Origin of the sequence: Variovorax fucosicus, assembly GCF_030316825.1 — a bacterium.
In the GTDB taxonomy this organism is placed as follows: domain Bacteria; phylum Pseudomonadota; class Gammaproteobacteria; order Burkholderiales; family Burkholderiaceae_C; genus Variovorax; species Variovorax fucosicus.
Map to the genome: position 1 here is coordinate 313,192 of NZ_JASZYU010000001.1, position 26,564 is coordinate 339,755.

A 26,564-nucleotide genomic window follows, 5' to 3' on the forward strand; every position below is an offset into this window, starting at 1 on the left:
ACTGCACCGCTCAGCCTCTCAACTCCACCCAGGCCGGCGCGTGATCGCTGGCGCCATCCAGGCCGCGCACGGCACGGTCGACGCCCGCGCCCTGCATGCGGGTCGCAGCTTTCGGGCTTAGCAGGAGATGGTCGATGCGCATGCCGGCGTCGCGCGGCCACCGGTTTCGCAGGTAGCTCCAGAAGGTGTAGAGGGACTGCTTGGGCGATTGGCGTTGCAGCGCATCCGTCCATCCTTGGTCCAGGAGCGCCTGGTAGGCGGCGCGCGGCGCGGGCTGCAGCAGCGCGTTGTCCTTGAAGGAGCGCGTGGCATAGATATCGGCGTCGGTCGGCACGACGTTGTAGTCGCCGGCCAGCACGACCGGATGACCTGAGGCCAGCAGCGTGGCGGCGTGCCGGTTGAAGCGGGAGAACCAGTCGAGCTTGTAGGCGAACTTGGGGCCCGGCTGGGGATTGCCGTTGGGCATGTAGCAGCAACCGATGACCAGGCCGTTGACCGCCGCCTCGAGGTAACGCGCCTCCTTGTCGGCAGGATCGCCCGGCAGGCCACGGCGAATCTCGATCGGTTTGCCGCCATTCGCCAGAATGGCAACACCGTTCCAGCTCTTCTGGCCCATCACCAATGCCTCGTATCCGATTGCGCGGAGTGCGTCATAGGGGAACGCGGACTCCGCGCACTTGAGTTCCTGCAGGCAGACAACATCCGGCGCCGTGACGTCCAGCCACGCGCGCAGCGGGTTGATGCGCTTGCGGACGTCGTTGACGTTGTACGTGGCTATCCGCATGGTGCGGCCCGGGGCCATGAGATCCAGTGGGTGTCGGCGTGGCATGACCATTGCCCTGAGCATGGCGACTTCGCGACGCGCCCGCGTAGGTCGCGGCCGTCAGCGCATGCCCGTCTTGCGGCATGCCCAGCAAGCGCGCCCCGCCTGCCCCTGCGCGCAGAGCAAGGAGCTGCAGCGCCGCGGCGCGGGCTTCATAAGCGGCGGGAAGCCCTACGCCCTGACGCGCGACGTGCCGACCTGTTCTGCACACGCGCGCCGTACCTTGAGATGCGCTGTCCAGTCGGCCAGCGATTCCGCAATGACCCAAGGAGACTCTCATGAACTTCACGACACCGCTTTTCGCGGCACTGCTTTTCGGCAGTGCAACGCTCGCCTCGGCCCAAGGCACGCCCCCCACGCTCGCCTCGCCCAATCCGGCGACAGCGGCCGGCCAACAGAGCCCTGCCGGTGGCCCCATGGGCACGACCGGAACGCTGCCGCAGAACCAGGCGCCCACGGCCGCCCCGGCCCCCGCTGCAGCACCCGCGCCCGCACCCATGGATTCAACAGCGCCGCCGATGCGCCGGGCACGCGCCGACCGCAACTGATCGCGCGGCACACCCTGCCGAGGCTCCGCCCCCGGTCTCTCTTGCTGAGGATTCGAGATGTCGTTTCACACCCGCGGAGCCCTCCGGCTCGCCGCACTGCTGCTTGCCGCGCTGTGCGCCAACGGGGCGTCCGGGGCGGACAGCCCAGACACGCCTTCCGTCGCCGCGCAGCACTTTGCCGCTGCCGCGGTGCGCGCGGGCGACAACCAACGCTTGCCTTTCGCCGTCGTCGACAAGGTGAACGCCCGCGTCTGGGTATTCGGTACGGAGGGTGAGTTGCGCGGCACGGCACCGGTATTGCTGGGCCTCGCGATCGGCGACGAATCGGTGCCGGGCATCGGCGAGCGAAAGATGTCGGAGATCAAGCCGGGCGAGCGCACTACGCCGGCGGGCCGTTTCATGTCCGAGCCGGGTCGCAACCTGCGCGGCGAGGACATAGTCTGGGTCGACTACGAGGCTGCGGTCTCGATGCACCGGGTGCGCGCAACGAACGCCGCCGAGCGCCGGCTAGAGCGCCTCGCCTCGCCCAGCGTGCGAGACAACCGGATCTCGTTCGGCTGCATCAACGTGCCTGCGGCCTTCTATGACCTGCACATCCAGCCGGCATTTGGGCAGGCGCGTGGCATTGTCTACGTGCTGCCCGAAACGCGCGACCCGCGCGATCGCTTCGACTTTCTCGGAACGCCTTGACTCCACCGCACGCGGCGCGCAGGCGCCCGGCTGTAGGTCGGCACTGGCAGGGCCCGCAGCCTGCAACCTTCACATCGACAAGCGCCTCGGCGCTGTCGAACCCGAAGCTCACGGTACAACTTTGGTTTCCCTCAACGAACCAGGAGACATTCCATGATTGATCGAGACGAAACCCGTGTGCCCGGGAACAACGAAGACTCGCATCCCGCTGCGACGGGCATTGGCGCGGTGCTCGGCGGCGCTGCTGGCGGCGTGGCCGGCGGCGCTGCAGCAGGCGCGGCGATTGGGGGAATGACGGGCCCTGTGGGCGCCGCCGTCGGCGCCACTATCGGTGCGGTGGCTGGGGCACTGGCCGGCCGCGGCTTGGCCAAGGCCGATCCGGTCGCGGAGGATGCCTATTGGCGTGACAACTACTCGACTCGTTCGTACGTGGATGCAGGGTCGAATTACGACGACTATGCCCCGGCGTACCGCTACGGTGTCGACGCCTTTTCGCGCAACCCCGATCGCAACTTCGACGACCTTGAGCCGGAGTTGAGCCGCGATTGGGGAACAGCCCGTGGACGCTCGTCACTGGAGTGGGAGCGCGCCAAGCACGCCTCGCGTGACGCGTGGCAGCGCCTGAGCGACACCGTGGAGCGCGCCGTGCCCGGCGACTCGGATCGCGACGGCCGCTAAGCGTCGCGCCATCGCTCTGCAACAACGAAACGGCCCGCGAGGGCCGTTTTTGTTTAGGCGAAACGGAGCAAATGGTGCATTCCGGTGAATGCGCCATGGGCGCCGCCGCCCTGGAGCGCGAGATTCAAGATGGGTTTTCCGTTCGCCGGACGCTGCGCCGCTGGCCGGAGAAGAACTGCAGCATTTCCTCGCTCGCATCCGGACCGAACGGATCGGCGAACGATCCTTCACTGCTTCCGCCCGACCACGCGTGCTGCGCATCGTGCAGCGTCCAGTGCTTACCGCAGACGCCGGAGCCGTCACGGGAATGGGTTCGGCAGGTAGCGCGCCGCCCGTCGGGGCCGGTGCTTTCCCCCGACACGTAGGGGCAATCCAGGCCGAGCGATGCCTCGATGACGTGCCTGCCGTTCACGGGGTTGACCGTGGCGTCCTTGTCGCCGTGGAACACGATGGTCGGCATGCCGCTGGCGGCTGTGTCGGCCCGCACGACGGTTCCTCGCATGGCGGCCAGGGCGGAAGACAGGTTCGATCCGGCGCGCGCCGCCAGGCCCGAGTGCACGCCGACCGCCGCGTACACGTCGGGGTAGAGCTCGCCGAGCAGGGCAGCCATCGCACCACCGGCCGACAAGCCTGCGACGTAGACCCGATCGGGGTTCACCTGGTGCTCGCGCACGATTCGCAAGGTCAGGTCGGCGATGCGCGCAGGTTCGCCCTGGCCGCGCATCTGGTGCGCCTGCTCGAACCAGTTCCAGCACCGCTGCATATTGGCCTGCGCAGATTGCGCGGGATACAAGACGATGAAGCCGTGCCGTTCGGCCGCCGCGTTCATCCGGGTGCCGACCGCGAAGTCGTCCGGATCCTGGCCAGCACCATGGAGCATCACGACCAACGGCGCCCCGCGAAGCGGTGCAGAAGTTGGAACGTACAGGCCGTGATCGTCATGCCGTTGCCCACTCTGGGTGGAGGGAACGGTCGCGCCCGCGCCCTGCGATGGCGGCGCAAAAAAAGAGGCGCCCACCTCCGACGCGACCTGTAACCAGGAGAAAACGGATGAAGGGAGGGGAACGAGTTTTGCATGCAGGCACTGTCTGTTTGCGACGAACCGCGCTGTGGTGAGCTCAGGTCGCGCACTGAAGTAGGTGCAGAACCCGGCCGCACCGCCCATTTCGCTGTAGAGCCGCGGCTGACACGCGAAGTGCCGTGAGCGCGCACGCCTTCCGACTAGCGCTGCTGCCCCCATCTGCGGACCGTGAGCCGCTCGAGCGTGGCGAAGCCCAGGCTCTCGACCGCCAGGCCGATCAGCACCACCATCGCGAGCCCTGCGAACACGCGGTCGGTGTAGAGCTCGTTGCGGTTCTGGAAGATGTACCAGCCGAGGCCGCCCTTGCCCGACGAGGCGCCGAACACGAGTTCGGCCGCGATCAGCGTGCGCCAGGCGAAGGCCCAGCCGATCTTCAGCCCCGAGAGGATCGCCGGCAGCGCAGCCGGCACGAGGATCTGCAGCACGTAGCGCAGGCCCTTGAGGCCGTAGTTGCGGCCGGCCATGCGCAGGGTTTCGGGCACGCCCTGAAAGCCAGCGTAGGTGTTGAGGGCCAGCGGCCACAGCACCGAATGCATCAGCACGAAAACCAGGCTGCCACGCCCGAGGCCGAACCACAGCAGCGCGAGCGGCAGCAGCGCGATCGCGGGCAGCGGATTGAACATCGAGGTCAGCGTGCCCAGCAGGTCGCGGCCGATCTGCGTCGACACCGCCAGCGTGGTGAGCGCGAACGCCAGCAGCACACCGGCGACATAGCCCTGCAGCAGCACGGCCAGCGAGATGCGCACCTTCTCAACCAGTTCGCCACTGGCGAGCCCCTCGACCATCGCGCGTGCGGTGGCCAGGAAGGTCGGCAGCAGCAGGTCGTTGTCCTGCCAGCGCGCGGCCAGCTCCCAGAGAACGGCGAGGACGACCAGGATCACGCCCTTGCGCAACCAGCCCTGGGCCCACAGCCGCGTGGCGAGCGGCAGCGCGCGCTCGACCGGCACCTCGGTGAACGCCGCGAGCGGGCGCTCGTACTCCGGGCGAACCGGCGGATCGATGATGGCGCTCATTGGGGCACCTCGTCGAACAGCAGCCGGTGGATGCGTTGCGCGGCGGCCTGGAATTCCGTGCCGCCCTGGCTTTCGAGCGTGAAGCCGTGGCTGTTGATCTCGGCACGCATGCGGCCCGGGTGCGGCGACAGCAATGCGATGCGGTTGCCGACCACGAGCGCCTCTTCGATCGAATGCGTGACGAAGAGCAGCGTGAAGCGCACCTCGTCCCACAGCGCGAGCAGCTCTTCCTGCATCTTGCGGCGCGTCAGCGCGTCGAGCGCGGCAAAGGGCTCGTCCATCAGCAGCACGCGCGGCTGCATCGCGAGCGCGCGGGCGATCGCCACGCGTTGCTTCATGCCGCCCGAGAGCTGGTGCGGATGCACGTCGGCGAAGGGCGCCAGGCCAACCTTGCCGAGGTAGTGCATCGCGCGCTCCGCAGCCTCCTTGCGGCCGAGCGTGCGCGACGCCAGCAGCGGGAACATCACGTTCTGCCGGACCGTCTTCCACGGCGGAAGCTGGTCGAACTCCTGGAACACGACGATGCGATCGGGCCCTGGCGCAACAACGGCGCGGCCGTCGAGCCGGATCTCACCCTCCACCGGCGCGATGAATCCGCCGATCGCCTTGAGCAGGGTCGACTTGCCGCAGCCGGAAGGGCCGAGCAGCACGAAGCGATCGGCCTCGTGGAGGTCGAAGCTCACGCGGTGGGTGGCCCGCACCACGCGCTCGGGTGTGCGGTATTCGAGGCTGACGCCATCGACCTGCAGCAAGGCTCCGTCGCCAGCGTTGGCGACAGGCGCGAGGGCGGCCATCACGACCCCGGCTGCGCGTACGCTTCTTCGAAGAAATAGTCCTTCCAGGAGGCGGCCTTGTTTCTGACGACACCCAGCTTCTGGAGCTCGTCGGCATACACGAAGGTGCGGTGCGGCGACACCGTGAAATCGTTCTCCGGATCCTCGACGATCCGGCGCACCAGGTCGGGTGGCAACTTGGACTTCTGCACCCGGATGAAGATATCGGCTGCCTTCGCCTTGTCGGCCTTGACGAGCTGTGCCGCCTCGACCAGCGCCCCGTAGAAGGCCTTGTAGGTCTTCGGGTTCTCGTCGTGGAATTTCTGCGTCGTGTAGAGCACGTTGAAGGTGGCTGGCCCACCCAGGATGTCGTAGGAGCTGATCAGCTTGTGAATGTTCTTGTTGGCGGCCAGGGCCTGGTAGTAGAACGGCGCGCTCGAGAAATGCGTGTTGATCTCGGAGCCGCCGGCGATCAGCGCGGCGGTGGCCTCGGGATGCGGCAGGCTCACCGAGATGTTGTCGAAACGCTTGAATTCGTCCTTGCCGAAGACGCGTGCCGTTTCGATCTGGAGCGTGCGCGACTGGAAGCCGACGCCCGCGGCCGGCACGGCGATCCGATCCTTGTCGCTCAGGTCCTTGATGGTCTTGACGGTCGGACTGTTCGACAGCAGGTAGTTGGGCAGCGAACCCAGCGCCGCAACGGCCTTGACGTTCTGCTTGCCGCGCGTGCGATCCCAGAGGGTGAGCATCGGCGGCACGCCGGCCGACACCACGTCGAGCGCGCCGGCGAGCAGTGCCTCGTTCATGGCCGTTGCACCCGAGATGCTGGCCCATTCCACCTGGATGTTGACGCCCTGCTGCCTGCCGTGCTTTTCGATCAATTTCTGGTCGCGCACGACATCCAGAAGCAGGTAGCCGATGCCGAATTGCTGGGCGATGCTGATCTTGCCTTCTGCGTGCGCGGCGAGGCTGGCAACGGCGAGACCGAGGCCGGCGGCGAGTGCGGCGGCTTTGCGTGTGAAACGGTTCATGTCAGAAGGGCGTGTCGCCCTGGATGGTGGTTCGGTAGAGCTTGCGCCGCAGGTGGTCGGGCGTGCCGGCCGCAAGATGCATCACCGAACGGTTGTCCCAGAACACCAGGTCGTGCGGCTGCCAGCGATGGCGGTAGACGAACGCGGGCTTCACGCTGTGCGCGAACAGTTCGGCCAGCAGCGCATCACCCTCCTCCCGCGGCAGGCCGACGATGCCGGTCGTGAAATGCTCGCTGACGAACAGCGCCTTGCGGCCCGTTTCAGGATGCGTGCGCACCACCGGCTGCACGGCGGGCGCGACCTGGTCGACCTGCGCCTGCGAAAGCTTGGGCCGCCACGGGTTCTTTGCCCGCAGTTCCTCGTACTTGGCGAGGTAGCTGTGCTCGGCTTTCAGCGGCAGGATGCGCCGTTGCAGCGTCAGGCTCAGTGCTTCCCACGCCAGGTGCTGGTTGGCAAACAGCGTGTCGCCGCCCTCGGCGGGCAACTCCTGCGCGTGCAGCAGCGAGCCGAGGCTGGGTTTGGGCTTGTATGAGATGTCCGAGTGCCAGTAGGCGCCGGCGTCGCCAAGGCCGATCGGCTCGCCGTTCTCCTTGATGTTGGAGACGATCAGGATCTCGGGATGGCCTGCCAGGTGGTACTGGTGCAGCACATGGATCTCGAGCGGGCCGAAGCGCCGGCTGAAGGCGACGTGTGCATCGGGCGACACCTGCTGGCCGCGGAACACGACCACGTGATGGTCGAGGTGCGCGCGATGGATGCGCGCGAAATCGGCGTCGTTGATCGGCTTCGAGATGTCGAGGCCGATGACCTCGGCGCCGAGCGGAGCGTCGAGCGGCCGGATCTCGAAAGTCTGGGCAGGTGCGTGAGGCGACAGGACGGCCGGCATGAGGAAACCAGTGGCAGGTGACAGCGAACCGGCCACTGTAGGGGCCGGGTTCGCAATCGGGAACAACCGATTTCTTGCTTGCTTATGAGCAAATCGTCTGAGGTGCGGCGCGCCCGCCCCTCCCCGGAGCCGATCAACCCGCGCGGCGCTGCCCCGCCAGCTTGCGCACCACCGCCACCAGCCGGTCGATTTCGTCGAAGGTGTTGTAGAAGGCCAGTGACGGCCGCACCGTGGTTTCGACGCCGAAGCGGCGCAGGATCGGCTGCGCGCAGTGGTGTCCTGTGCGCACCGCGATGCCTTCGTCATTGAGCGCGTGGCCCACTTCTTCGGTGCTGTAGCCGTCCAGCACGAAGGACATCACGCTCGCCTTGTCGGCGGCGGTGCCGATCAGCCGCACGCCCTTGATCGCGCCCAGTTGCTGCATGCCGTAGACCAGCAACTCGTGTTCGTAGCGCGCGATGTTCTCGATGCCGACCTTGTTCACGTAGTCGATCGCGGCACCCAGACCCACCGCATCCGCGATGTTGCCGGTGCCGGCCTCGAACTTGTTCGGAATCGGCTGGAACACGGTCTTCTCGAAGGTCACGTCGGCAATCATGTTGCCGCCGCCCTGCCAGGGCGGCATGTCCTCGAGCACCTCGCGCTTGCCCCAGACCACGCCGATGCCGGTCGGGCCGAACACCTTGTGGCCCGAGAACACGAAGAAGTCGGCCCCGATCTCCTGCACGTCGACCCGCATGTGCGAGACCGACTGCGCACCATCGACCAGCGCCAGCGCGCCCGCGCGATGGGCGAGCTCGACGATCTCCTTCACCGGCACCACGGTGCCGAGCGCGTTCGAGACCTGCGTAACGGCCACGATCTTGGTGCGGTCGTTCAGCAGCTTGCGGTATTCGTCGAGCAGCACCTGGCCCGAGTCGTCGACCGGGATCACGCGCAGCTTCGCGCCCTTGGCGGATGCGAGCTGCTGCCACGGCACGATGTTGGCGTGATGCTCGAGGTTCGAGACGATGATTTCATCGCCCTCGCCCACGTGCTGGCCGCCCCAGCTCTTGGCCACGAGGTTGATGGCCTCGGTGGTGCCGCGCACGAAGATCACTTCGTTCACGTCGGGCGCGTTGATGAACTTTCGCACGCGCTCGCGCGCGCCCTCGTAGGCATCGGTCGCGCGCGCGGCGAGTTCGTGCGCGGCGCGGTGGATGTTCGAGTTCTCGTGTTCGTAGAAGTACGAGATGCGGTCGATCACCGACTGCGGCTTGTGCGTGGTGGCGGCGTTGTCGAACCAGACCAGTTGCCGGCCGTTCACGCGCTCCTGCAGGATCGGGAAGTCGCGGCGCACGGCATGCACGTCGAACGGCTGGCGCTGGCCGGTGGCCACCGTCGGCACATCGCCATGCGGCGCAGGCTTGGCGGGCGTGACATAGCCGCTGGTCAGGCGCACCGAATCGACGAAGTAGTACTTTGGCTCGGTCGAGGGCGCCGTGTTCTGGCCCGATGGCTCCGAAGGCTGCTTCGCCAGCAGGCTTCGGACATCGGCGCCATCGGCTTGCGCGAACGGATAGCTCGCCAGGTCGTCGTGGATACGCGATGCGGACGGTGCGCTGTCGGTGCCGCGGCCGCCGGCCGACGGCGGGCCGTAGCTGTCGCCCAGAAAGTAGAACGGCGATGCGCCTGCAGCCGGATGCGCGCTGGCCTGCGCCGGCGTTGCTGCGTGCGCCTCGGGCACGCCGAGCACGGCACTGCCGAGCCGCGGCTCGTAGGCCGGCAAGGCGCTCTGCAGGTGATCGGGGGCGCCGTTGCCCGCTGCCGCATGCGGCAGCAGTGCCGGCGCGCGATTACCGAGCGACAGCACCTGCGTGGGAGAGCCGGGAATCAGGTTGGTGCCCGGCACCTGCCCTTGCGGGATCGGCGTGCCCGGCACGCTCGGGCCGAAGCCGGCCGGGCTCACCAGTGGCGAGCCAGGCGGCGCGAGTTGCGAAGGCGCCTGCACGCCGGGCGGCACGGCCTGGCCCGGCAGGGCCGCAAAGAGCTGGCTCGCCATGCGCGCCAGAACGGCCGGGTCGAACGGCGCCTCGGCCGCCTGCGGCAGGCCGGGTGGAGAAAGGGACGTGCTCACCGCGCGGCTTACTTGTAGGTGTCGGCGTAGTCGTGGTACTTGCCGATCTCGACATCGTCGAGCACGGCCAGTGCGTCGGTGGTCAGCACCGCGACCGAGCAATACAGCGAGATCAGGTACGACGCGATCGCATGGTTGTTGATGCCCATGAAGCGCACCGACAGGCCCGGGCTCTGTTCACCCGTGAGGCCCGGCTGGAACAGGCCGACCACGCCCTGGCGCTTGTCGCCCACGCGCAGCAGCAGGATCTTGCTCTTGCCGTCGGCCACCGGCACCTTGTTCGACGGGATCAGCGGAATGCCGCGCCAGGTGATGAACTGCGAGCCGAACAGGCTCACGGTCGGCGGCGGCGTGCCGCGGCGCGTGGCTTCGCGTCCGAACGCGGCGATCGCGAGCGGGTGCGTAAGGAAGAAGGCGGGCTCCTTCCACACCTTGGTCAACAGTTCGTCCAGGTCGTCGGGCGTCGGCGCGCCGGTCAACGGGAAGATGCGCTGCTCATCGGTCACCTGTGACAACAGCCCGTAGTCGGGGTTGTTGATGAGTTCGCTCTCCTGGTTCTCCTTGATCGTCTCGATCGTGAGGCGCAGCTGCTCCTTGATCTGGTCGTGCGGGCTGCTGTAGAGATCGGAGATCCGGGTGTGCACGTCGAGCACGGTGCTCACGGCGTTGAGGTTGTACTCGCGCGGCTTCTCTTCGTAGTCGACGAAGGTGCGCGGCAGCTGGTTCTCGCTCTCCTTGGCCGTGCAGACGACCTGGATCGACTCGGGATTTCTGACCTTGTTGAGACGGTAGATACCAGCTTCGACCGGAACCCATTGCAACAGGTGCGTGAGCCAGCGCGGGCTGATCGTTTCGAGCTGGGGAACGCTCTTGGTGGCATTGGCTAGCTGGCGTGCGGCGTTGTCGCCAAGGGCGGTGGTGCCACCGACTGTTGCGGTCATGGGGGAAAGACTCCGTGGTTCAAGGAAAGAAGATTGCTGCGGGAAAGTGTCGGGGGCTTCGGGTTTTCCCTCAACGGGCTATAGCCGCCAAACTGATGAGCTGTACGGCGCGCCGTTCGCCGAGTTGCTCGCAGTGCGCGAGCAAGGCCACCACGTCGAGCTGCAGCGCAGCGGCCAGCTTCTCGACGGTCACGATCGAGGCGATCACGCGTCCCCGCTCGATCTCGCCGACATAGGAGCGATCGAGGTTCGAGAGTTCGGCCAGCTGGCCCTGCGACCAGCCGTTCTGCACCCTCAGCTGGCGCACGGCCACGCCGAAGCGCTCGACCAGCGCAGTCACTGGAGCGCCGCCGCGAACACTTCGCCGGCCGCCGGTGCGTTCTGCACCCCGGCCTGCGTCACGCTGGCGCCGGGTGGCACGTCGGCGGTCAGCCAGACGTTGCCGCCGATGACCGCGCCGCGCCCGATCGTGACCCGCCCGAGAATCGTCGCGCCCGCATAGATCACGACTTCGTCCTCGACCACCGGGTGGCGTGGCAGACCCTTCTGAAGCAGGCCATGGCCATCCACCGGGAACCGCTTGGCGCCGAGCGTCACCGCCTGGTAGACCCGCACGCGCTGGCCGATCACGGCGGTTTCGCCGATCACGACGCCGGTGCCGTGATCGATGAAGAACCCGCTGCCGATCTGCGCGCCGGGATGGATGTCGATGCCGGTCTGTCCATGGGCCAGCTCGGCCACGATGCGCGCGAGCAGCGGCAACTGCAGCCGGTAGAGCTGATGGGCCAGGCGGTGGTAGATCATGGCCAGCACACCGGGGTAGCACAGCAGCACCTCGTCGACGCTGTGCGCGGCGGGGTCGCCCTGGTAGGCCGCGATCACGTCGCTGTCGAGCAGCCGGCGAATGGCCGGCAAGGCCGCACCGAAGGCGCGCACCGCCTCGCGCGCCTGGCCGTCGATCTGCGCCGCCGCGCGCGGCGCATGCCGCCCGACATAGTGGAGTTCCAGCCGCGCCTGCTCGAGCAGCGTGTGCAACGCGGCATCGAGCGTGTGCGCAACGTAGAAGTCCTCACCATCGTGGCGCAGGTCGGACGGGCCGAGCCGCATCGGAAAGAGCGCGCCCTTGAGCTGCTCGATCGCGCCGGCGAGTGCCTCGCGCGACGGGAACTCGCGGCCGGCAGGCTCGCGCGGACGCCTTTGCGCATCGCGCCATTCGCCGCGCACGCTGCGCAGCGCGTCGACCAGGCGGTCGACATCGAATCCGGACATTGTTTTTCCTCCTTGGTGCGCGTCGCGGATTCAGTCCTGAACCCAGGGCAATTTGTGAAAGCGCCAGCCGTCGGCCGCACCACGGTGCTGGTCGGCATCGATCTCGCCTTCAAAGCCCTCGAGCACGTTGAAGACATGGCTGAAGCCGGCCTTCGCCGCGGCCTCGGCGGCGAGCGCCGAGCGCTTGCCGCTGCGGCACAGCAGCAGAACCACCGCGTCCTTGCCGCCGTCCCTGGCCAGCTTCGCTTCGAGTTCACGCACGAAACGCGGGTTGCGCGTGAGCGCGGTGCCGGTCGCCCATGGCACGTGCAGGCTGTCGGGCACGTGCCCCACGAACTTGCGCTCCTCGCCCGAGCGCACGTCGACCAACACCGCTTCGCGCCGCTGCACGAGTTGCCAGGCGACCGGCGGCGCGACGCCGCCGGCAAAAGGCAGGTTCTGCTGTTGCGCTGCGGCCTGGGCTTGCTCCAGCGCTGCCGGCAGTGCGAGGGTTTCGACGTCCGATGACATGAAAATGCTCCGTGGTGTTTGAGGGGTTGCTCATCTCGCCCTGATGGCGATAGACCACTTTAGGTCGGACCCCAGCCAACGCAAACGACTCAAAAGTCGATTCCTAACAACCATCTCATCTATGGAAGAGCGGCACCGGGAGCGTCTCGACCCTGCGCGGCAACAGCTTCTCGGCAAAGAACGCGTCGGCAATGCGCTGCTGCTCGCCGAGGCCCGCCGTCACGACCGGACGGACTTCGTAGCTGCGCCGCGCGTTGGCCTGCTCGATGGTGGCGACGTCCAGCCCCCACACCGGTGCCAGCAGTTCCGCGGCCTCCCTGGGATTGCGCTTGACCCATTTGCCCGCCTTGTCGAGCGCGGCGTAGATCACGCGCAGCACATCGGGCCGGGCCTGTGCGAACTTGGTGGAAGCCAGGTAGTAGCGCTGGTAGGACGCGATGCCGGTGCCATCCGCGAGCACGCGCACGCCGGACTGGCGCTGCGCTGCTGCAAGGAACGGATCCCAGGTCACCCAGGCGTCGATCGCTCCCTTTTCGAACGCAGCACGGCCGTCGGCCGGCGTCAGGTAAGCAGCCTCGATCTCCTTCAGGGAGATGCCCGCCTTGTCGAGTGCGGCAAGCAAGAGATAGTGGCCTCCGGAGCCCTTGGCGACGCCGATCTTTTTGCCTTTGAGATCACCCAGGGTTCTGACCGGCGAGTCGGCTCGCACAACGATCGCCTGCGCGGTCGGCGAAGGCGCCTCCTGCGCCACGAAGGTCAATTGCGCACCGGCCGCCTGCGCGAACACCGGCACGGTGTCGGCCACGTCGGCGCTGAAGTCGAGGTTGTCGAGGTTCAGCGCTTCGAGCAACGGCAGGCCACTCGTGAACTCGTGCCAGCTCACCCTGACGCCAAGCGGCGCGAGCTCGCGTTCGAGCACGCCCTGCGCCTTCAGCACCGCGATCAGCGTCGACGATTTCTGATAGCCGATGCGCACGATCGGGTTGCCCTGCGCCAGCGCGGCGGTGCCGGCGAAGGCAGCCAGTGCGACCACTGCCGCACGCCGGGAGATGTTGTGCAACGGATTCACCAGGAATGCGCGAGCGCCGGCCGGCTGGCCGCCGCCGCGGCTGCGCGGATGCGCCGCATGATCCGGGCCGGCACATGGCCGTGCGGCGCACGGCGTGCCACTTCGCGCGGCGAGGCTGGCGCGATGCGCCAGACCGACGCGGTTCGAACGACCACGCGGCGGGCCTGCTCGGCAGGCGTCAGTTCGGCGGTGTGGGTCATCACGCGCCTCCGGCCGAGGTCGCGGTAAGGAAGCTGATGATCAGCGCAACGGCGCACACCACGAGCGCACTGAGCGCGAGGTCGCGCAGTGCCTGCCAGATGGAGCCACCCGGCGGATCGAGCTCGAAGTCTTCAGTGGGAACGGGCAACATATGGAATTCCACGCGCGCCGCCGGCTCACGCCGCCGCAGGCAGGGGCGCCGAAGCAGCACCCTTTGCGCGGCGCGCATCGACACTCCAGGGGCCGGCGCCGGCCGCAGCGATGTACAGGAACACGAAGGAGAAGAGCACCGCCGCTTCGCCCTGATTCAATGACGGCGCCAGCACGTAGCCCTTGGTCGCGTGGCCGAGGAAATAGGCGAACGCCAGCAAGCCGGACAGAACGAATGCGGTTGGACGCGTGAAGAGCCCGATCAACAGCAGCACGCCCCCGACCAGTTCCAGCACGCCGGCCACGCCGAGCAGCGACACGAGCTGGAGGTTGTCGAAATAGGCCACGTGAGGAAAGCCGAGCAGCTTCGCCGATCCATGCTGGATCAGCAGGAAGGCGGAGACGATGCGCAGCACGGACAGCACGCGTGGCGCCAGGATTTCAGGATTGCGAAGCGACATGATGAGCCAATCGATAAGGAAGGTGAGGCGCCCGAGGCGATGAGGTTCGCAGCGGTGACCCGGCGGATTCTGCGGATGCGCGACACGCTTTCCAACGAAGGAATGCGAGTTTGCTGATGCGGTTTCCGTTGGCTCCGCAGGCGGGCGCCCGCACGACGGCTCAGATCATTCCCTTATTTGAAAGCAACGAATCGGTAGTTCGGAATCTGAAGGCACGCCCGCAGAATCGGCCGTTCCATGAATTTCCAACAGTTGCGCTCCGTGCGCGAAGCCGTTCGATGCGGCTTCAATCTCACCGAAGCAGCCCAGGCGCTGCACACCTCCCAGCCCGGCGTCAGCCGACAGATTCGCGAACTGGAGGACGAACTCGGCATCGCCCTTTTCGCGCGTGCGGGCAAGCGCCTGACCGGCCTGACGGCGCCGGGCGACCACCTGCTGCCGATCATCGAGCGCGTGCTGCTCGAGAGCCACAACCTGCGCCAGGCCGGGCAGGAGTTCCTCGCGCAGGAGCAGGGTCTGCTCTCGATCGCCGCGACGCACTCGCAGGCACGCTACGCGTTGCCGATGGCCGTGCAGGAATTCCGCGGCCGGTTCCCCAACGTGCAGTTGCACCTGCGCCAGGGTTCGCCCAAGCAGATCGCGCAGATGCTGCTCGACGGCGAGGCCGATGTGGGCATCGCCACGGAAGCGCTGGGCGACTATCCGCAACTCGTGGCATTGCCCTCCTTCCGCTGGACCCACTCCCTGATCGCGCCACCGGGCCACCCGTTGCTCGACGGGTCGCTGACCATCGAACGGCTGGCCGCCTACCCGCTCGTCACCTATGACAGCGGCTTCACCGGGCGCACGCGCATCGACCAGGCCTTTGCCGAGGCCGGCCTCAAGCCCGACCTGGCCATCACCGCGATGGACGCCGATGTCATCAAGACCTACGTGGAGCTCGGCATGGGCGTCGGGATCGTTGCGGGCATCGCCTTCGAGGCGGAGCGCGACACCCAGTTGCGCGCGGTCGATGCGGGGCATCTCTTCGGCATCAACCTGACGAAGCTGGCGGTGCGCCGCGGCGTCTACCTGCGCACCTTCGTGTATGCCTTCATCGAAGCCTTCGCGCCCACGCTGACACGCGCCGCGGTGGAAGAGGCGCTCGGCAGCGAAGCGGCCGAGGAGGAGAGCCAGCCCCTGCCCGAGGAGGCGCTGGCACAACTGCTCGCGCATGCGCCGGGCGCCGGCAGCGCGCCTTCCGCCCAACATTGAGATCGCCCCATGAGCCACGACACCTCTTCATCCATCGACACCAGCATCGGCGATCTGCGCATCCGGCGCGTAGCCGGTCACATCGGCGGCGAGGTGCAGGACATCAAGCTCGGCGGGGATCTGCCGGCCCACGTGATCGAGCAGCTGAACAATGCGCTGGTCAAGCACAAGGTGCTGTTCTTCCGCGGCCAGAAGCATCTGGACGACCGGAAGCACCAGGCCTTCGGCGCACGCTTCGGACGAACGGTGGCGCATCCGACCGTGCCTTCGCCACAAGGCACGAAGCTGTTCGAGCTCGATGCATCCAAGGGCGGCGGCCGGGCCGATTCATGGCACACCGATGTGACCTTCGTCGATGCCTTTCCGAAGATCTCGATCCTGCGCGGCGTGACCATTCCGGCCTACGGTGGCGACACCGTCTGGGCCAATACGGCGGTGGCCTACCAGCGCCTGCCTGCCCACCTCAAGCAACTGGCCGACAGCCTGTGGGCCATCCATGGCAACGACTACGACTACGGCGCCGATCGCGTGCAGGTGGAAGAAGAACGCCTGCGCCACCACCGCAACGTCTTTGTCTCGGCCATCTACGAAGCCGAGCATCCCGTCGTGCATGTGCACCCGGTGTCGGGCGAGCGGGCGCTGCTGCTGGGCCACTTCGTCAAGAAGCTGGTCGGCCTGTCGAGCACCGAGTCGGCACGCATCTTCGAGCTGCTGCAGAACCGCGTGACACGGCTCGAGAACACCGTCCGCTGGAGCTGGCAGCAGGACGACGTGGCGATCTGGGACAACCGCGCCACCCAGCATTTCGCGATCAACGACTACGGCACCCAGCCGCGCCTGGTGCGCCGCGTGACGGTGCACGGCGAGCCGGCAGTGGCCCTCGACGGCCAGCGCAGCCGAACGCGCGTTCGCCCCGAGGCGACCAACGACGCGCGCATCGACGAACTCATTTCCGCCACTGCCTGACGGCGTTCTTTTCCTCTCTCGGAAAGGGCGTCTGCGACGACGCCCCTTGCTGCCTGCGCCTTCCTGATGCCACTTCCAGCGCCCCCTTCCTCCAGGCAGCTTGCCGAACGATTCCGGCCGGTCTTCCAGCGCATCGCCGAGGGTGCGCTGCAGCGCGAAAACGACCGCGCGCTCGCCTACGATGCGGTCGGCTGGCTACGGGACGCCGGCTTCGGTGCGCTGCGCGTGCCCATCGCGGCCGGCGGTCTTGGCGCATCGGTCGAGCAGTTCTTCGACCTGCTGGTCGAGCTCGGCGAGGCCGACTCCAATCTGCCGCAGGTGCTGCGCGCGCATTTCGGCTTCATCGAACGGCTCTTCGCCGAGGTCGACCCCGGCCTGCATGCCCCGTGGCTCGGCCGCGCGGCCGCCGGAGCGATCTTTGGCAACGCCACCACCGAACTCGGCCACGGTGCGCCCGGCAGCCTGCAGACCACGCTGCGCCGGGAGGGCAGCGGCTGGAGGCTCGATGGCGACAAGTTCTACAGCACTGGCACGCTCTACGCGGACTGGATCGGCGTCGCCGCACAGCGCATCGATGACGATGGCGCTGGTGAACGGGTGCTGGTGCTGGTGCCCGCGGACGCCGAAGGCGTCGAACGGCTGGACGACTGGCGCGGCTTCGGCCAGCGCCTGAGCGCCTCCGGCACGACGCGCTTTCGCGGCGTGCACACAGCCCCCGCCAACGTGCTGCCGAGCGCGCGCACCGGCCCCACGCCGATGACGGCGTTTTTCCAGCTGGTGCACCTGGCGACGCTGGCCGGGATCGCGCGGGCCATCGAGCGCGATGCGGTCGCCTTCGTGCAGATTCGCAAGCGCGTCTACAGCCACGGCAGCGGCAACACGCCCCGTGAAGACCCGCTGGTGCAGCAACTGATCGGCCAACTGGCCAGCACGGCATTCGCCACGTCGGCCACGGTGCAGGCCGTGGCGGCGGGCCTCGGCGATATCGACCGGCTGCGCGCAGCCGGCCAGCCGATCCCCGTCGAGATGCTGGTGGATGTGGAGCTGCGCATGGCCAAGGCGCAGGTGGTCATCGGCGACGCAGTGCTGCAGTCGGCCACCCGGCTGTTCGACGTCGGCGGCGCCTCCGCCCTGCATGAAGACGTGCGGCTAGACCGCCACTGGCGCAACGCCCGCACGCTCGCTTCGCACAACCCCGTCATCTACAAGGCGCGCGTGGTCGGCGACCATGCGCTCAACGGCATCGACCCCACCTTCTACTGGACGGTCGGCGCGAACGCCGCCTGAGCGACGGCCTTCGCTACTTTTCAGCGAAGGCGCGTTCGACGACGAAGTCGCCGGGGGTGCTGGTGTTGCCTTCCTTGAAGCCCTTGGCCTCCAGCATGTGCTTCAGGTCGGTCAGCATGCCGGGGCTGCCGCACAGCATCACGCGGTCTTCGGCGGCATTGAGCGGAGGCAGGCCGAGGTCGTCGGTCAGCTTGTTGCTTTCCATCAGCTCGGTGATGCGGCCCATGTTGCGGAAGTCCTCGCGCGTCACGGTCGGGTAGTAGAGCAGCTGGTTCTTGATCAGCTCGCCCAGAAACTCGTGCTGGGGCAGGTGGTCGAGCACCAGGTCGTGGTAGGCCAGCTCGTCGACCTGGCGCACGCCGTGCACCAGGATCACCTTCTCGAACTTCTCGTAGGTGTCGGGGTCGCGGATCACGCTCATGAACGGCGCGAGGCCCGTGCCGGTGCCCAGCAGGTACAGGCGCTTGCCGGGCAGCGTGTAGTCGATCAGCAGCGTGCCGGTGGGCTTGCGGCCCACGATGATCTTGTCGCCCGGCTGGATGTGCTGCAGCTTGGAGGTCAGCGGGCCTTCCTCGACCTTGATGCTGAGGAACTCGAGGTGTTCTTCGTAGTTGGCGCTGACGATGCTGTAGGCGCGCAGCAACGGCTTGTTGTTCACCCGCAGGCCGATCATCGTGAAATGACCGTTCGAGAAACGCAGCGCGGGGTCGCGCGTCGTGGTGAAAGTGAACAGGCGGTCGGTCCAGTGGTGGACGCTGAGGACGGTTTCTTCGCTGAAGGCACTCATGGCATCGGTCGGTCAGGCGTTCCGGCAACGGCCTGGCGCCGGTAGCGGGCTGCGAAATGGCGGTCGGGCAAACGGTCGGATTCGTCGAAGAGCTTGCGGCGCAGGCTGCCCTGCGCGTATTCGGTCTTGTAGACGCCGCGCTGCTGCAGCTCGGGCACGATCAGGTCCACGAAGTCCTCGTAGCTTTCCGGAACCACGGTGCGGCTCAGGTTGAACCCGTCCACGCCGGTCTCGTCGACCCACGACTGCAGCGTGTCAGCCACTTCCGAGGGATCGCCCACGATCGCCGGATAACGGCCGCCGAGCTCGAACAGCTCGAGCAGCCGGCGCCGCGTCCAGCCGTGCTGCTCGGCCGTCCGTGCGGCCGACTCGATCGCGTTGGTCTTGCCGTATTCGATCGGCGCGTCAAGGTCGTAGCCTGCATAGTCGATGCCGACGCTGGCCGAGAAGTGCGCGAGCCCCGCCTCGCGGCTCGCATACTGCCTGTAGTCCGCGTATTTCTCCTGCGCCTCCTTGTGCGTCGCGCCGGTCACCACCGCTGCGCCGACGAAGACCTTCACGTCATCGGGATGGCGACCCGCCTGCACCAGTTGTTCCCGCAGCGACTGGACACTCTTGCGCGCGGCCTCCTTGTTGGGCGGCGAGATGAAGACGCACTCGGCATGCCGGCCCGCGAAGCGCTGGCCCCGCCCCGAGCTGCCGGCCTGGAACAGCACCGGCGTGCGCTGCGGCGAAGGCTCGCTGAGGTGGTAGCCGTCGACCTTGTAGTAGCGGCCCTCGTGCTGCACCTTGTGAACCCGGGCCGAGTCGGCGAACACCCGCGCGGCCTTGTCGCGCCGCACCGCGCCATCCTCCCAGCTGCCTTCCCAGAGCTTGTAGAGCACCTCCAGGCATTCGTCGGCGCGGTCGTAGCGCTCGTCGTGAGCGGTCTGTGCGGACAGCCCCATCGCGCGGGCTGCGCTGTCGAGGTAGCCGGTGACGATGTTCCAGCCGATGCGCCCGCGCGTGAGGTGGTCGAGCGTGGAGAAGCGGCGCGCCAGCAGGTAGGGCTGCTCGTAGGTAAGGTTCACCGTCACGCCGAAGCCCAGGTTCTGCGTGACCGCCGCCATCGCCGACACCAGCAGCAGCGGGTCGTTCACCGGCAGCTGGATCGACTCGCGCAGCGTCGTGTCGACGTTGCCCTGGTAGATGTCGTAGACACCCACGATGTCGGCGATGAAAAGCCCGTCGAACAGGCCGCGCTCGAGCGTGCGCGCGATGTCCGTCCAGTGCTCGATGGTGTTGTATTCGCCCGAGCGATCGCGCGGGTGCGTCCACAGCCCGTGGTTGATGTGACCCACGCAGTTCATGTTGAAAGCGTTGAGCAGGATCTGCTTCTTCGATGCCATGCTGCGCGGTCAGAACGCCGGGATCACGCCGCCGCCGAAGGTCTTGACGATGAACTCGCGCACCTCTTCGGTCTGGTAGGCCTTGACCAGCTGCGTCACCCAGGGTTGGTCCTTGTCCTGCTCGCGCACCGCGATCAGGCAGGCGTAGGGGCCCTCCTTGGCCTCGACCAGGATGCCGTCGCGCACCGGATTGAGGCCGGCCTTGTTGGCATAGTCGGCATTGATGGCCGAGGCATCGGTGTCGTCGAGCGTGCGCGGCAGCTGCGCCGCCTCGATCTCGATGAAGCGCAACCGCTTCGGGTTCTCGATGATGTCGCGCGGCGTCGCATTGATGCCGGCCACCGGATCGATGCCGGTCTTGAGCGTGATGGCACCGGACTTCTGCAGCAGCAGGAGCACACGGCTTTCGTTGGACGGGTCGTTGGGGATGGCGATGTTCGCGCCTTCCGGCAGATCCTTGAAGCTTTTGTACTTCCTGGAATAGATCGCGATCGGGCCGATCCAGGTGCGCCCGAAGCCGACGATCTTGTAGCCACGCGAGCGCACCTGCGCCGCCAGGAACGGGCGATGCTGGAAGCTGTTGGCGTCGATGTCGCCGGCATCGAGCGCGGCGTTGGGCCGGCTGTAGTCGGTGAACGGAACGATCTGGATCTTGAGCCCGTAGTCGCGCTCGGCGATCCGGCGGGCCACTTCGAACACCTGCTCGTGCGGCCCGGTGGTCACGCCCACCTTGAGCAGTTTCGTGGTGCCGGGTTGCTCCTTGAGCGCGGCACGCAGCGGCATGCCCGCGGCGACCAGCACGCCGGCCGAGCCGATCTGCAGGATGCGGCGGCGTGAACCGGGCGCAGCCGGTGAAAACTTGGTATCAATCATGTCGACTCCGGGAAGATGAAAAGGCAATCTTTTTGGCGGCACCGCCTCACAGCGCGCCGTGGCGCGGCGGCAGCCGGTCGTTGAGGTAGTAGTTGCCGACCGCGTGGTACTTCCAGCGCACCGGGTCGTGCAGCGTGTGGGTGCGCGCGTTGCGCCAGAAGCGATCGAGCCCCAGCCCGTCCAGCGTGGCGCCGGTGCCGGCCAACTCGAACAGGCGCGTGCCGGCGTCGAGCGAGGCGGTGGTGGTGAGCGCGCGCGCCTCCGCTACCGCGATGGAGGCCTCGGCCACGCTGCGTTCGGTCGGCTCGCGCTGCGCCTGCGTCAGGATGCGCGCCGCCCGGCGCACCAGCGCCTGGGCCGCGCGCAGGCGCACGGCGATCTCGCCAACCTGCTGGATCGTCAGCGGATCCTCGCTGGCACGCTCGACGCCCGCATCGATCCAGGGTCGGGCGTGCTCGCGCACGAACGGCAAGGTCGCTTCCAGTGCGCCCTGCCCGATGCCCAGGTCGATCGCTGCATGCAGGATCTGGGCAAAGGGGCCGATCGTCGTCGGCCGCTCGAACGAGGCCAGGAACGGCACCACCCAGTCGGCCTCGACCCGCACGTTGTCGAAGGCCACCGAGCCGCTGCCGGTCACGCGCTGGCCGAAGCCATCCCAGTCGTCGGTGATGCGCACGCCTTCGGCGCGCCGCGGGACGAAGGCCAGGCGGGTGACCTCGCGCCCGTGCTCCTGCGCCACGACCAGCGTCGGGATCCAGTGCGCGAACAATGCACCGGTGCAGTAGAACTTGCGGCCGTCGACCCGGAAGCCGTCGCCGTCCGGGGTGAGGCGGGTGCGCCGCTTGAAGTCCTTGTGGCCGATCTCGGCCAGCGCATTGCCGAGCCGCTCGCCCGCCAGCACGCGGCTGTGGAAGAAGCGCTGCTGCGCCGCCGTGCCACCCACGCGCAGCACCTCGAGCGCGTAGTAGTGGTTCTGCGGAATCTGGCCGAGCGAGCCGTCGGCCCCGGAGATGATCGCGATCACCTCGGCCAGCGTGGCATTCGAGACGCCGGCGCCGCCGTGTTCGCGCGGCACCGTGATGGCCCACAGCCCGCTCGCGGTGAAGCGCTCGAGCTCGGCCCAGGGCAGGATGCGTTCGCGGTCGCGCAGTGCCGCGCCCTGCGCGAACTCCGCCGCCAGGGCATGGGCAACTTCGAGGGCATGGGCGTCGTTGCGAATCCGTTCGGGCGGCCGTGGTGGTGCGGGCGCGGGGGCCGGCTCGGCCAGGGCCTCGGTGGTCTGCGGTTCGGCGAGTGTTGCGTCGGTCGTCATGCCGTCAGTTCCAGGAATGCCGCGGCGGCAGCACATGGTTCAGGAGGTAGTTGCCGATCAGGTGCGCCTTCCAGCGCACCGGGTCATGCAGGGTGTGGGTGCGCGCGTTGCGCCAGTGGCGGTCGAGGTTGTGCTGCGCGCGGGTGGCGGATGATCCGGCCAGCTCGAACAGTTTTTCGCTGGCGTCGAGCGCGATCCGGGTGGTCAGCACCTTGGCCTCGGCCACCGCCACGGAGGCGCGCGCGCTGGCCTCGGCCGTGACGGGCCCGGCCGCGATCGCGTCGAGCGTGCGAGCTGCCTCGTGCAACACCTCGTGCGCGGCGTGCAGGTCGACCTGCAGGCGGCCGACGTCCTGGATCAGGTGCGGATCGTCGGCCGCGCGCTCGACGCCCGAATCCAGCCAGGGCCGGGCCTTCTCGCGCACGAAGGCAATGGCGTCGGCCACGGCGGCGATGGCAATGCCCTGGTCGATCGCGGCCTGCACGAGCTGCGAGTTGGGGCCGAACAGGCCCGGCCGGTCGGCCAGTTGCCACACCGGCAGCACGTCGCCGGCGTCGACCGGCACCGCGTCGAATTTCACCGAGCCGCTGGCCGTGGTGCGCTGGCCGAACGAGGCCCAGTCGTCGATCACCGAGAGGCCCGGCGCGTCGCGCGGCACCCAGACCTGCACCGGCCGGCCCTCGTCGTCGAGGGCACGCGCCGGAATGCGGTGGGCGAACAGCGCGCCGGTGGAATAGAAACGCTGGCCGGTCAGGCGCAGGCCGTCGGCGGTGCGCTGCAGCCGCGTCTCGCCGTGCAGGATGGTCTTCGACTTGCGCTCGGGGCCGGCGTTGCCCAGGCGGCCACCCGCCAGCACCTCGGCGTAGAAGCGGCGCTGCTGTTCTTCGGCTCCGATCTCGCGCAGCACGCCCAGCAGGCCGAAATGGTTCTGCGGAATCTGCCCCAGCGCCGGATCGGCCGTGCACAGGATGACGAACACCTCGGCCAGGGTCGCATGGGACACATCGGCGCCGCCGTGGGCGCGCGGCACGGTGATGCCGCCCAGGCCGCTCTCGGACCAACGGTCGAGCTCGTCCCACGGCAGGATGCGGTCACGGTCGCGTTGCGAGGCGCCGGGCGCGAACTCCGCGGCCAGGCGGCGCGCGGCCTCCAGCGCCTCGGCGTCGCTGGCAATGCGGCGCACACGCGAAGGGTCGGGGTGGCGCGGCAGCCGCGCCTCGGGAAGAAGTTTTTCAGGCATGTCGGACATGGGGCGGTCGGAAGAAGGCCGCCGGAGACGGCGACGATCCGGGGTTGCGGCACCGTCGGGCTGGAAGCATTTCGGCTATCGATACGCGGATCTGTCGGTCGATCGATGCACCGCCTGCGATTGCGCGTCCACCAGCTCGAACTCGATCAGCGCACCATGGGCGCGCGCCGGGTCGAGCGCGCCGCTGGTCTGTGCCGCATCGGCGGTGCGCAGCACCAGGGCATAGGGCCCTTCGCCGCGCGCGGCGAGCCGTTGCGCAAGCGGACTCGACGGCCCGCCGATCGGATCGCGCGGCGCGGACAACACCAGCGCACTGCCGCCGATCGAAATGACCGCCAGCCGCACGCCGCTGCCTGGAAGTGCAACCACCGGGCCGACATGGGCATGGCCATCGCCGAACAGCGCCCGGTAGCGCGCCAGCGTCGCATCGAGGTCGTGCACCGCAATCGCAAGGCTGGCCACGCCGAGCGCGCCGTTGGGATGCACACGCGCGTCGCCCTCGGGCACGCGCAGCGCGCGCGGCGTGATGTCGCCGCACAGGAAAGGCAGATCGGGCGAAGGCGGCCGCGCGGTCTGCCAGCGCAGCCGCTCGCCGTCGGGGCGCAGGCGGCCGCCATCAAGCGGGCCGTCCAGCACGAGGCCGCGGCGTGCCGCACCGGCCACTGCTTCGGCGGTGCTGCGCGGCAGCAGCGCGTAGTCGACGACGCCTTCGCCGTGGCGCTGCAGCAGTTGCCACCAGCGCTCCTGCGGCGCGGGCTCCTTCCAGGCGATCAGCTCGAAGTAGCTGCCGTCGGCGAAGACCACCAGTGCGTTGTGCGTCGGGCGGCCCGGATGGTCGCCGCCGCGCTGCACGTTGAAGCCGAGCGCGGTGTAGTCGGCGATGGCGGCTTCGAGGTCGTTGACGGCGATGACGATGTGGTCGAGCGGCAGGGGCATGGCGTTGCTTTCGAAGTTCAGGAGGCGGTGCGGGCGGCGTCGCCCCCACCGAGGTAGGCGTCGCGTATGCGGGCGTCGGCCAGCAGGTCGCGGGCGGGGCCGCGCAGCACGATGCGGCCGGTCTGCAGCACATAGCCGTAGTGCGCGATCTGCAGCGCAAGGCTGGCGTTCTGCTCCACCATGAAGACCGAGACGCCCTGCCGGTTGATCTGCGCGATGAGCTCCAGCACCTTGTCGACATAGAGCGGCGAGAGCCCCATGGTCGGCTCGTCCATGCACAGCAACCTGGGGCGCCCCATGAGCGCGCGGGCCATCGCCACCATCTGCTGCTCGCCGCCCGAAAGCGTGCCGGCCTGGAACTCGATGCGCTCCGCCACGCGCGGGAACAGGTCGAGCATGCGGCCGAGATCCTCGGCCACGGCCTTGCGGTCGTTGCGCGCGTAGGCGCCCATCAGCAGGTTCTCCCGCACCGTCATGGCCGGGAACAGGCGGCGCGCCTCCGGCACCGATCCGATGCCGCGCCGGATCACCTGCGGCGTGCCGAGACCGAGCAGCGACTGGCCCTCGAAGCGGATCTCGCCCGAGCGCGGCTTGAGCAGGCCGAGCACCACCTTCATGGTGGTCGACTTGCCGCTCGCATTGCCGCCGAGCAGGCTCACGATCTGGCCGGAGCGGACCTCGAGGTCGAGGTCGAAGTGCGCCTGGACCGGGCCGTAGAAGCTGTTGATCCCGCGCAGTTCGAGCAGCGGCCGGACGCCGGCACCAGAAGCCGGCGCCGAGGCGGGTGCGGGCACCGGGCCAAGGTCGTCATCGCCCTCCCCCCAGCGCGGCAACGGCGAGAGACCGCTGCGGGCGACCGTCGCGATCATGCCGCCACCGCCTTGCGCTCGCCGACCCCGCGATGGCCGAGGTACGCCTCGATCACCGCCGGATCGTTGCGCACCGCGTCGGGCAGGCCCTCGGCGATCTTGCGGCCGTCGTCGAGCACCACCACGCGGTCGGACAGCTGCATCACCAGATCCAGCTTGTGCTCGATCAGCAGGATGGTCTGGCCGCGCGCCTTCAGCGTGCGGATGATCTCGAGCATCTCGGCCGTCTCGCTCTCGTTCATGCCGGCCGTAGGCTCGTCGAGCAGCAGCAGGCGCGGCTGCAACGCGAGCGCGCGTGCGATCTCGACGCGGCGCCGGTTCGCGTACGACAGGCTGTAGGCCGGGTGGTCGATGCGCGGCGCCAGGCGTTCGCCGAACAGCGCAATGATGTCCAGCGCCTCTTCGCGCAGCCGGCGTTCTTCGCGCGTGACCGCTGGCGGTTGCACGAGCGCCAGTGCCAGTTCGGCCAGCGCCGCCACACCGGGCACGCCGCCCATGCGCGGCTTCACTGCGCGCAAGCGCGTGTGGGCACCGACCAGCACGTTGTCGAGCACGCTCAGGTTGGCGAACACGCGGCCGTGCTGGAAGGTGCGCGCGAGGCCGCGCTGTGCAAGGCGTGGCGCCGGCCAGCCGGTGATGTCATCGCCTTCGAAGCGCACCTGCCCGCCGTCGGGCTGGTCGAGCCCGGTCACGAGGTTGAACAGCGTGGTCTTTCCGGCGCCGTTGGGCCCGATCACGCTGACCAGTTCGCCTGTGCCGACTGTCAGGTCAACCGTATCGACTGCCGTGAGGCCGCCGAAGCGCCGCGTGAGCCCGTCGATCTCAAGCAGCGACGGCATCCGCTGCTTTCTGCCTGTCGTTCGCCGAATCGGCCCGCGAGTTGATCAGCTTGACCTCGGCCCGGATCGTCTGCGGGTTGCGCAGCAGGTTGAGGATCGGGCAACTGCGCTCGACCGCTTCGAACAGCGCGTCGATATCGGCGCGGCTCGCGGGCGAATCGATGTGCACGGTGTAGCCGATCTCGTGCGGCCAGATCGGCGTCTGCTCATGGCCCGGCCGGCCGCCGCGCGGATCGATGATGCCGGAGACTTCGACCTCCAGGCTCTCCAGCGGCACCTGTCGCTCGGCGGCATGGATCAGGAAGATGTGCGTGACGCAGGTGCCGAGCACGCCGAGTTGCAGTTCCGGCGAGCTCGGGCCGAGGTTGTAGCCGGCGAAGTCCGGCGGGCTGTCGCTGATGATCTGGTGGTCGCGGATGCGCAGCCGGCGCACGCCGCTGCGGCCTTCGGCGCTCACAGTGGCCTTGAGCTGGGCGGGCCGAGCCGTACCGGCGTCGATCGCCGCATTGCGCGCCAGCACGGCGGTGCGTTTCTCGGCGAGGTAGTCGTTCAGGTGACTCATGG

General features: G+C 68.2%; 30 protein-coding genes. 6 read left to right on the plus strand and 24 right to left on the minus strand.

Going from position 1 to position 26,564, the window contains the following annotated elements:
* Nucleotides 1-10 precede the first annotated feature (10 nt).
* Nucleotides 11-802 (minus strand): exodeoxyribonuclease III, encoded by a 792-nt coding sequence (locus tag QTI05_RS01445; protein ID WP_286622636.1) that lies wholly within the window; start codon nucleotides 800-802, stop codon nucleotides 11-13.
* 299 nt (nucleotides 803-1,101) lie between these two features.
* Between QTI05_RS01445 and QTI05_RS01450 the strand changes: the two genes are divergently transcribed.
* The 3 genes from QTI05_RS01450 (at nucleotide 1,102) to QTI05_RS01460 (ending at nucleotide 2,739) form a co-directional block, all read left to right on the plus strand.
* Nucleotides 1,102-1,371: a proteophosphoglycan ppg4 gene (locus QTI05_RS01450; protein WP_286542494.1), complete on the plus strand. Its 270-nt coding sequence runs from the start codon at nucleotides 1,102-1,104 to the stop codon at nucleotides 1,369-1,371.
* A gap of 57 nt (nucleotides 1,372-1,428) precedes the next feature.
* Nucleotides 1,429-2,061 (plus strand): L,D-transpeptidase, encoded by a 633-nt coding sequence (locus QTI05_RS01455; protein WP_286622637.1) that lies wholly within the window; start codon nucleotides 1,429-1,431, stop codon nucleotides 2,059-2,061.
* Nucleotides 2,062-2,214: 153 nt separating this feature from the next.
* Nucleotides 2,215-2,739 carry a hypothetical protein gene (locus QTI05_RS01460; RefSeq protein WP_286622638.1) on the plus strand — a complete coding sequence of 175 codons (525 nt, stop codon included), beginning with the start codon at nucleotides 2,215-2,217 and terminating at the stop codon, nucleotides 2,737-2,739.
* 124 nt (nucleotides 2,740-2,863) lie between these two features.
* Here the strand turns inward: QTI05_RS01460 and QTI05_RS01465 are convergent, their stop codons facing one another.
* The 14 genes from QTI05_RS01465 to QTI05_RS01530 all read right to left on the minus strand — a co-directional run bounded on the left by QTI05_RS01465 (nucleotide 2,864) and on the right by QTI05_RS01530 (nucleotide 14,240).
* Nucleotides 2,864-3,979 carry an extracellular catalytic domain type 1 short-chain-length polyhydroxyalkanoate depolymerase gene (locus QTI05_RS01465; protein ID WP_353505938.1) on the minus strand — a complete coding sequence of 372 codons (1,116 nt, stop codon included), beginning with the start codon at nucleotides 3,977-3,979 and terminating at the stop codon, nucleotides 2,864-2,866.
* A complete protein-coding gene (locus QTI05_RS01470) occupies nucleotides 3,961-4,833 on the minus strand; it encodes an ABC transporter permease (RefSeq protein ID WP_286622640.1) in 873 nt (290 codons plus the stop codon). The genes QTI05_RS01465 and QTI05_RS01470 overlap by 19 nt, the downstream gene beginning before the upstream one ends.
* Nucleotides 4,830-5,627 (minus strand): ABC transporter ATP-binding protein, encoded by a 798-nt coding sequence (locus QTI05_RS01475; protein ID WP_286622641.1) that lies wholly within the window; start codon nucleotides 5,625-5,627, stop codon nucleotides 4,830-4,832. Before QTI05_RS01475 ends, QTI05_RS01470 begins: the two co-directional genes overlap by 4 nt.
* Nucleotides 5,627-6,637: an ABC transporter substrate-binding protein gene (locus QTI05_RS01480; RefSeq protein WP_286622642.1), complete on the minus strand. Its 1,011-nt coding sequence runs from the start codon at nucleotides 6,635-6,637 to the stop codon at nucleotides 5,627-5,629. The genes QTI05_RS01475 and QTI05_RS01480 overlap by 1 nt, the downstream gene beginning before the upstream one ends.
* 1 nt (nucleotide 6,638) lies before the next feature.
* Nucleotides 6,639-7,523 (minus strand): TauD/TfdA dioxygenase family protein, encoded by an 885-nt coding sequence (locus tag QTI05_RS01485; RefSeq protein ID WP_286622643.1) that lies wholly within the window; start codon nucleotides 7,521-7,523, stop codon nucleotides 6,639-6,641.
* 133 nt (nucleotides 7,524-7,656) lie between these two features.
* Complete coding sequence (locus tag QTI05_RS01490; RefSeq protein ID WP_444812882.1) at nucleotides 7,657-9,564, minus strand: family 2A encapsulin nanocompartment cargo protein cysteine desulfurase; 1,908 nt, start codon at nucleotides 9,562-9,564, stop codon at nucleotides 7,657-7,659.
* 83 nt (nucleotides 9,565-9,647) lie between these two features.
* Complete coding sequence (locus QTI05_RS01495; RefSeq protein ID WP_286542479.1) at nucleotides 9,648-10,580, minus strand: family 2A encapsulin nanocompartment shell protein; 933 nt, start codon at nucleotides 10,578-10,580, stop codon at nucleotides 9,648-9,650.
* Nucleotides 10,581-10,650: 70 nt separating this feature from the next.
* The gene (locus tag QTI05_RS01500; protein WP_286542478.1) at nucleotides 10,651-10,920 is read right to left on the minus strand and encodes a helix-turn-helix domain-containing protein; all 270 of its coding nucleotides are present in this window, start codon (nucleotides 10,918-10,920) and stop codon (nucleotides 10,651-10,653) included.
* Entirely contained in the window at nucleotides 10,917-11,849 is a 933-nt protein-coding gene (epsC, locus tag QTI05_RS01505; protein WP_286622645.1) for a serine O-acetyltransferase EpsC, read from the minus strand. Before epsC ends, QTI05_RS01500 begins: the two co-directional genes overlap by 4 nt.
* 30 nt (nucleotides 11,850-11,879) lie before the next feature.
* Complete coding sequence (locus tag QTI05_RS01510; protein WP_286542476.1) at nucleotides 11,880-12,359, minus strand: rhodanese-like domain-containing protein; 480 nt, start codon at nucleotides 12,357-12,359, stop codon at nucleotides 11,880-11,882.
* A gap of 115 nt (nucleotides 12,360-12,474) precedes the next feature.
* Nucleotides 12,475-13,428: an aliphatic sulfonate ABC transporter substrate-binding protein gene (locus QTI05_RS01515; RefSeq protein WP_444812855.1), complete on the minus strand. Its 954-nt coding sequence runs from the start codon at nucleotides 13,426-13,428 to the stop codon at nucleotides 12,475-12,477.
* Nucleotides 13,425-13,628 carry a hypothetical protein gene (locus tag QTI05_RS01520; RefSeq protein ID WP_286622647.1) on the minus strand — a complete coding sequence of 68 codons (204 nt, stop codon included), beginning with the start codon at nucleotides 13,626-13,628 and terminating at the stop codon, nucleotides 13,425-13,427. The genes QTI05_RS01515 and QTI05_RS01520 overlap by 4 nt, the downstream gene beginning before the upstream one ends.
* Nucleotides 13,628-13,780, minus strand: a complete 153-nt coding sequence (locus tag QTI05_RS01525; RefSeq protein ID WP_286542473.1) for a hypothetical protein — start codon at nucleotides 13,778-13,780, stop codon at nucleotides 13,628-13,630. Before QTI05_RS01525 ends, QTI05_RS01520 begins: the two co-directional genes overlap by 1 nt.
* Nucleotides 13,781-13,805: 25 nt before the next feature.
* Nucleotides 13,806-14,240: a DoxX family protein gene (locus QTI05_RS01530; protein WP_286622648.1), complete on the minus strand. Its 435-nt coding sequence runs from the start codon at nucleotides 14,238-14,240 to the stop codon at nucleotides 13,806-13,808.
* 237 nt (nucleotides 14,241-14,477) lie between these two features.
* Between QTI05_RS01530 and QTI05_RS01535 the strand changes: the two genes are divergently transcribed.
* From QTI05_RS01535 to QTI05_RS01545, 3 genes are all read left to right on the plus strand, one after another.
* On the plus strand, nucleotides 14,478-15,494 hold the full coding sequence (locus tag QTI05_RS01535; RefSeq protein ID WP_286622649.1) for a CysB family HTH-type transcriptional regulator: 1,017 nt from the start codon (nucleotides 14,478-14,480) through the stop codon (nucleotides 15,492-15,494).
* Nucleotides 15,495-15,503: 9 nt separating this feature from the next.
* Nucleotides 15,504-16,460 (plus strand): TauD/TfdA dioxygenase family protein, encoded by a 957-nt coding sequence (locus QTI05_RS01540; RefSeq protein WP_286622650.1) that lies wholly within the window; start codon nucleotides 15,504-15,506, stop codon nucleotides 16,458-16,460.
* 66 nt (nucleotides 16,461-16,526) lie between these two features.
* A complete protein-coding gene (locus QTI05_RS01545; protein ID WP_286622651.1) occupies nucleotides 16,527-17,747 on the plus strand; it encodes an acyl-CoA dehydrogenase family protein in 1,221 nt (406 codons plus the stop codon).
* Between the two features lie 13 nt (nucleotides 17,748-17,760).
* On the opposite strand, the gene QTI05_RS01550 is transcribed toward QTI05_RS01545, so the two are convergent.
* From QTI05_RS01550 to QTI05_RS01590, 9 genes are all read right to left on the minus strand, one after another.
* On the minus strand, nucleotides 17,761-18,534 hold the full coding sequence (locus QTI05_RS01550) for a ferredoxin--NADP reductase (RefSeq protein ID WP_286542465.1): 774 nt from the start codon (nucleotides 18,532-18,534) through the stop codon (nucleotides 17,761-17,763).
* Entirely contained in the window at nucleotides 18,531-19,922 is a 1,392-nt protein-coding gene (locus QTI05_RS01555; RefSeq protein WP_286622652.1) for an LLM class flavin-dependent oxidoreductase, read from the minus strand. The genes QTI05_RS01550 and QTI05_RS01555 overlap by 4 nt, the downstream gene beginning before the upstream one ends.
* 9 nt (nucleotides 19,923-19,931) lie before the next feature.
* Nucleotides 19,932-20,795, minus strand: coding sequence for a MetQ/NlpA family ABC transporter substrate-binding protein (locus tag QTI05_RS01560; protein WP_286622653.1), 864 nt, complete (start codon nucleotides 20,793-20,795; stop codon nucleotides 19,932-19,934).
* Between the two features lie 46 nt (nucleotides 20,796-20,841).
* Nucleotides 20,842-22,107, minus strand: coding sequence for an SfnB family sulfur acquisition oxidoreductase (locus QTI05_RS01565; protein WP_286622654.1), 1,266 nt, complete (start codon nucleotides 22,105-22,107; stop codon nucleotides 20,842-20,844).
* Between the two features lie 4 nt (nucleotides 22,108-22,111).
* Nucleotides 22,112-23,347, minus strand: a complete 1,236-nt coding sequence (locus QTI05_RS01570) for an SfnB family sulfur acquisition oxidoreductase (protein ID WP_444812883.1) — start codon at nucleotides 23,345-23,347, stop codon at nucleotides 22,112-22,114.
* Nucleotides 23,348-23,431: 84 nt separating this feature from the next.
* Nucleotides 23,432-24,292: a VOC family protein gene (locus QTI05_RS01575; protein ID WP_286622656.1), complete on the minus strand. Its 861-nt coding sequence runs from the start codon at nucleotides 24,290-24,292 to the stop codon at nucleotides 23,432-23,434.
* A 17-nt stretch (nucleotides 24,293-24,309) separates the two neighbouring features.
* The gene (locus QTI05_RS01580) at nucleotides 24,310-25,161 is read right to left on the minus strand and encodes an ABC transporter ATP-binding protein (protein WP_286622657.1); all 852 of its coding nucleotides are present in this window, start codon (nucleotides 25,159-25,161) and stop codon (nucleotides 24,310-24,312) included.
* Nucleotides 25,158-26,000, minus strand: a complete 843-nt coding sequence (locus QTI05_RS01585) for an ABC transporter ATP-binding protein (RefSeq protein WP_286622658.1) — start codon at nucleotides 25,998-26,000, stop codon at nucleotides 25,158-25,160. Before QTI05_RS01585 ends, QTI05_RS01580 begins: the two co-directional genes overlap by 4 nt.
* The gene (locus QTI05_RS01590; RefSeq protein ID WP_286622659.1) at nucleotides 25,984-26,562 is read right to left on the minus strand and encodes an OsmC family protein; all 579 of its coding nucleotides are present in this window, start codon (nucleotides 26,560-26,562) and stop codon (nucleotides 25,984-25,986) included. Before QTI05_RS01590 ends, QTI05_RS01585 begins: the two co-directional genes overlap by 17 nt.
* Nucleotides 26,563-26,564 lie beyond the last annotated feature (2 nt).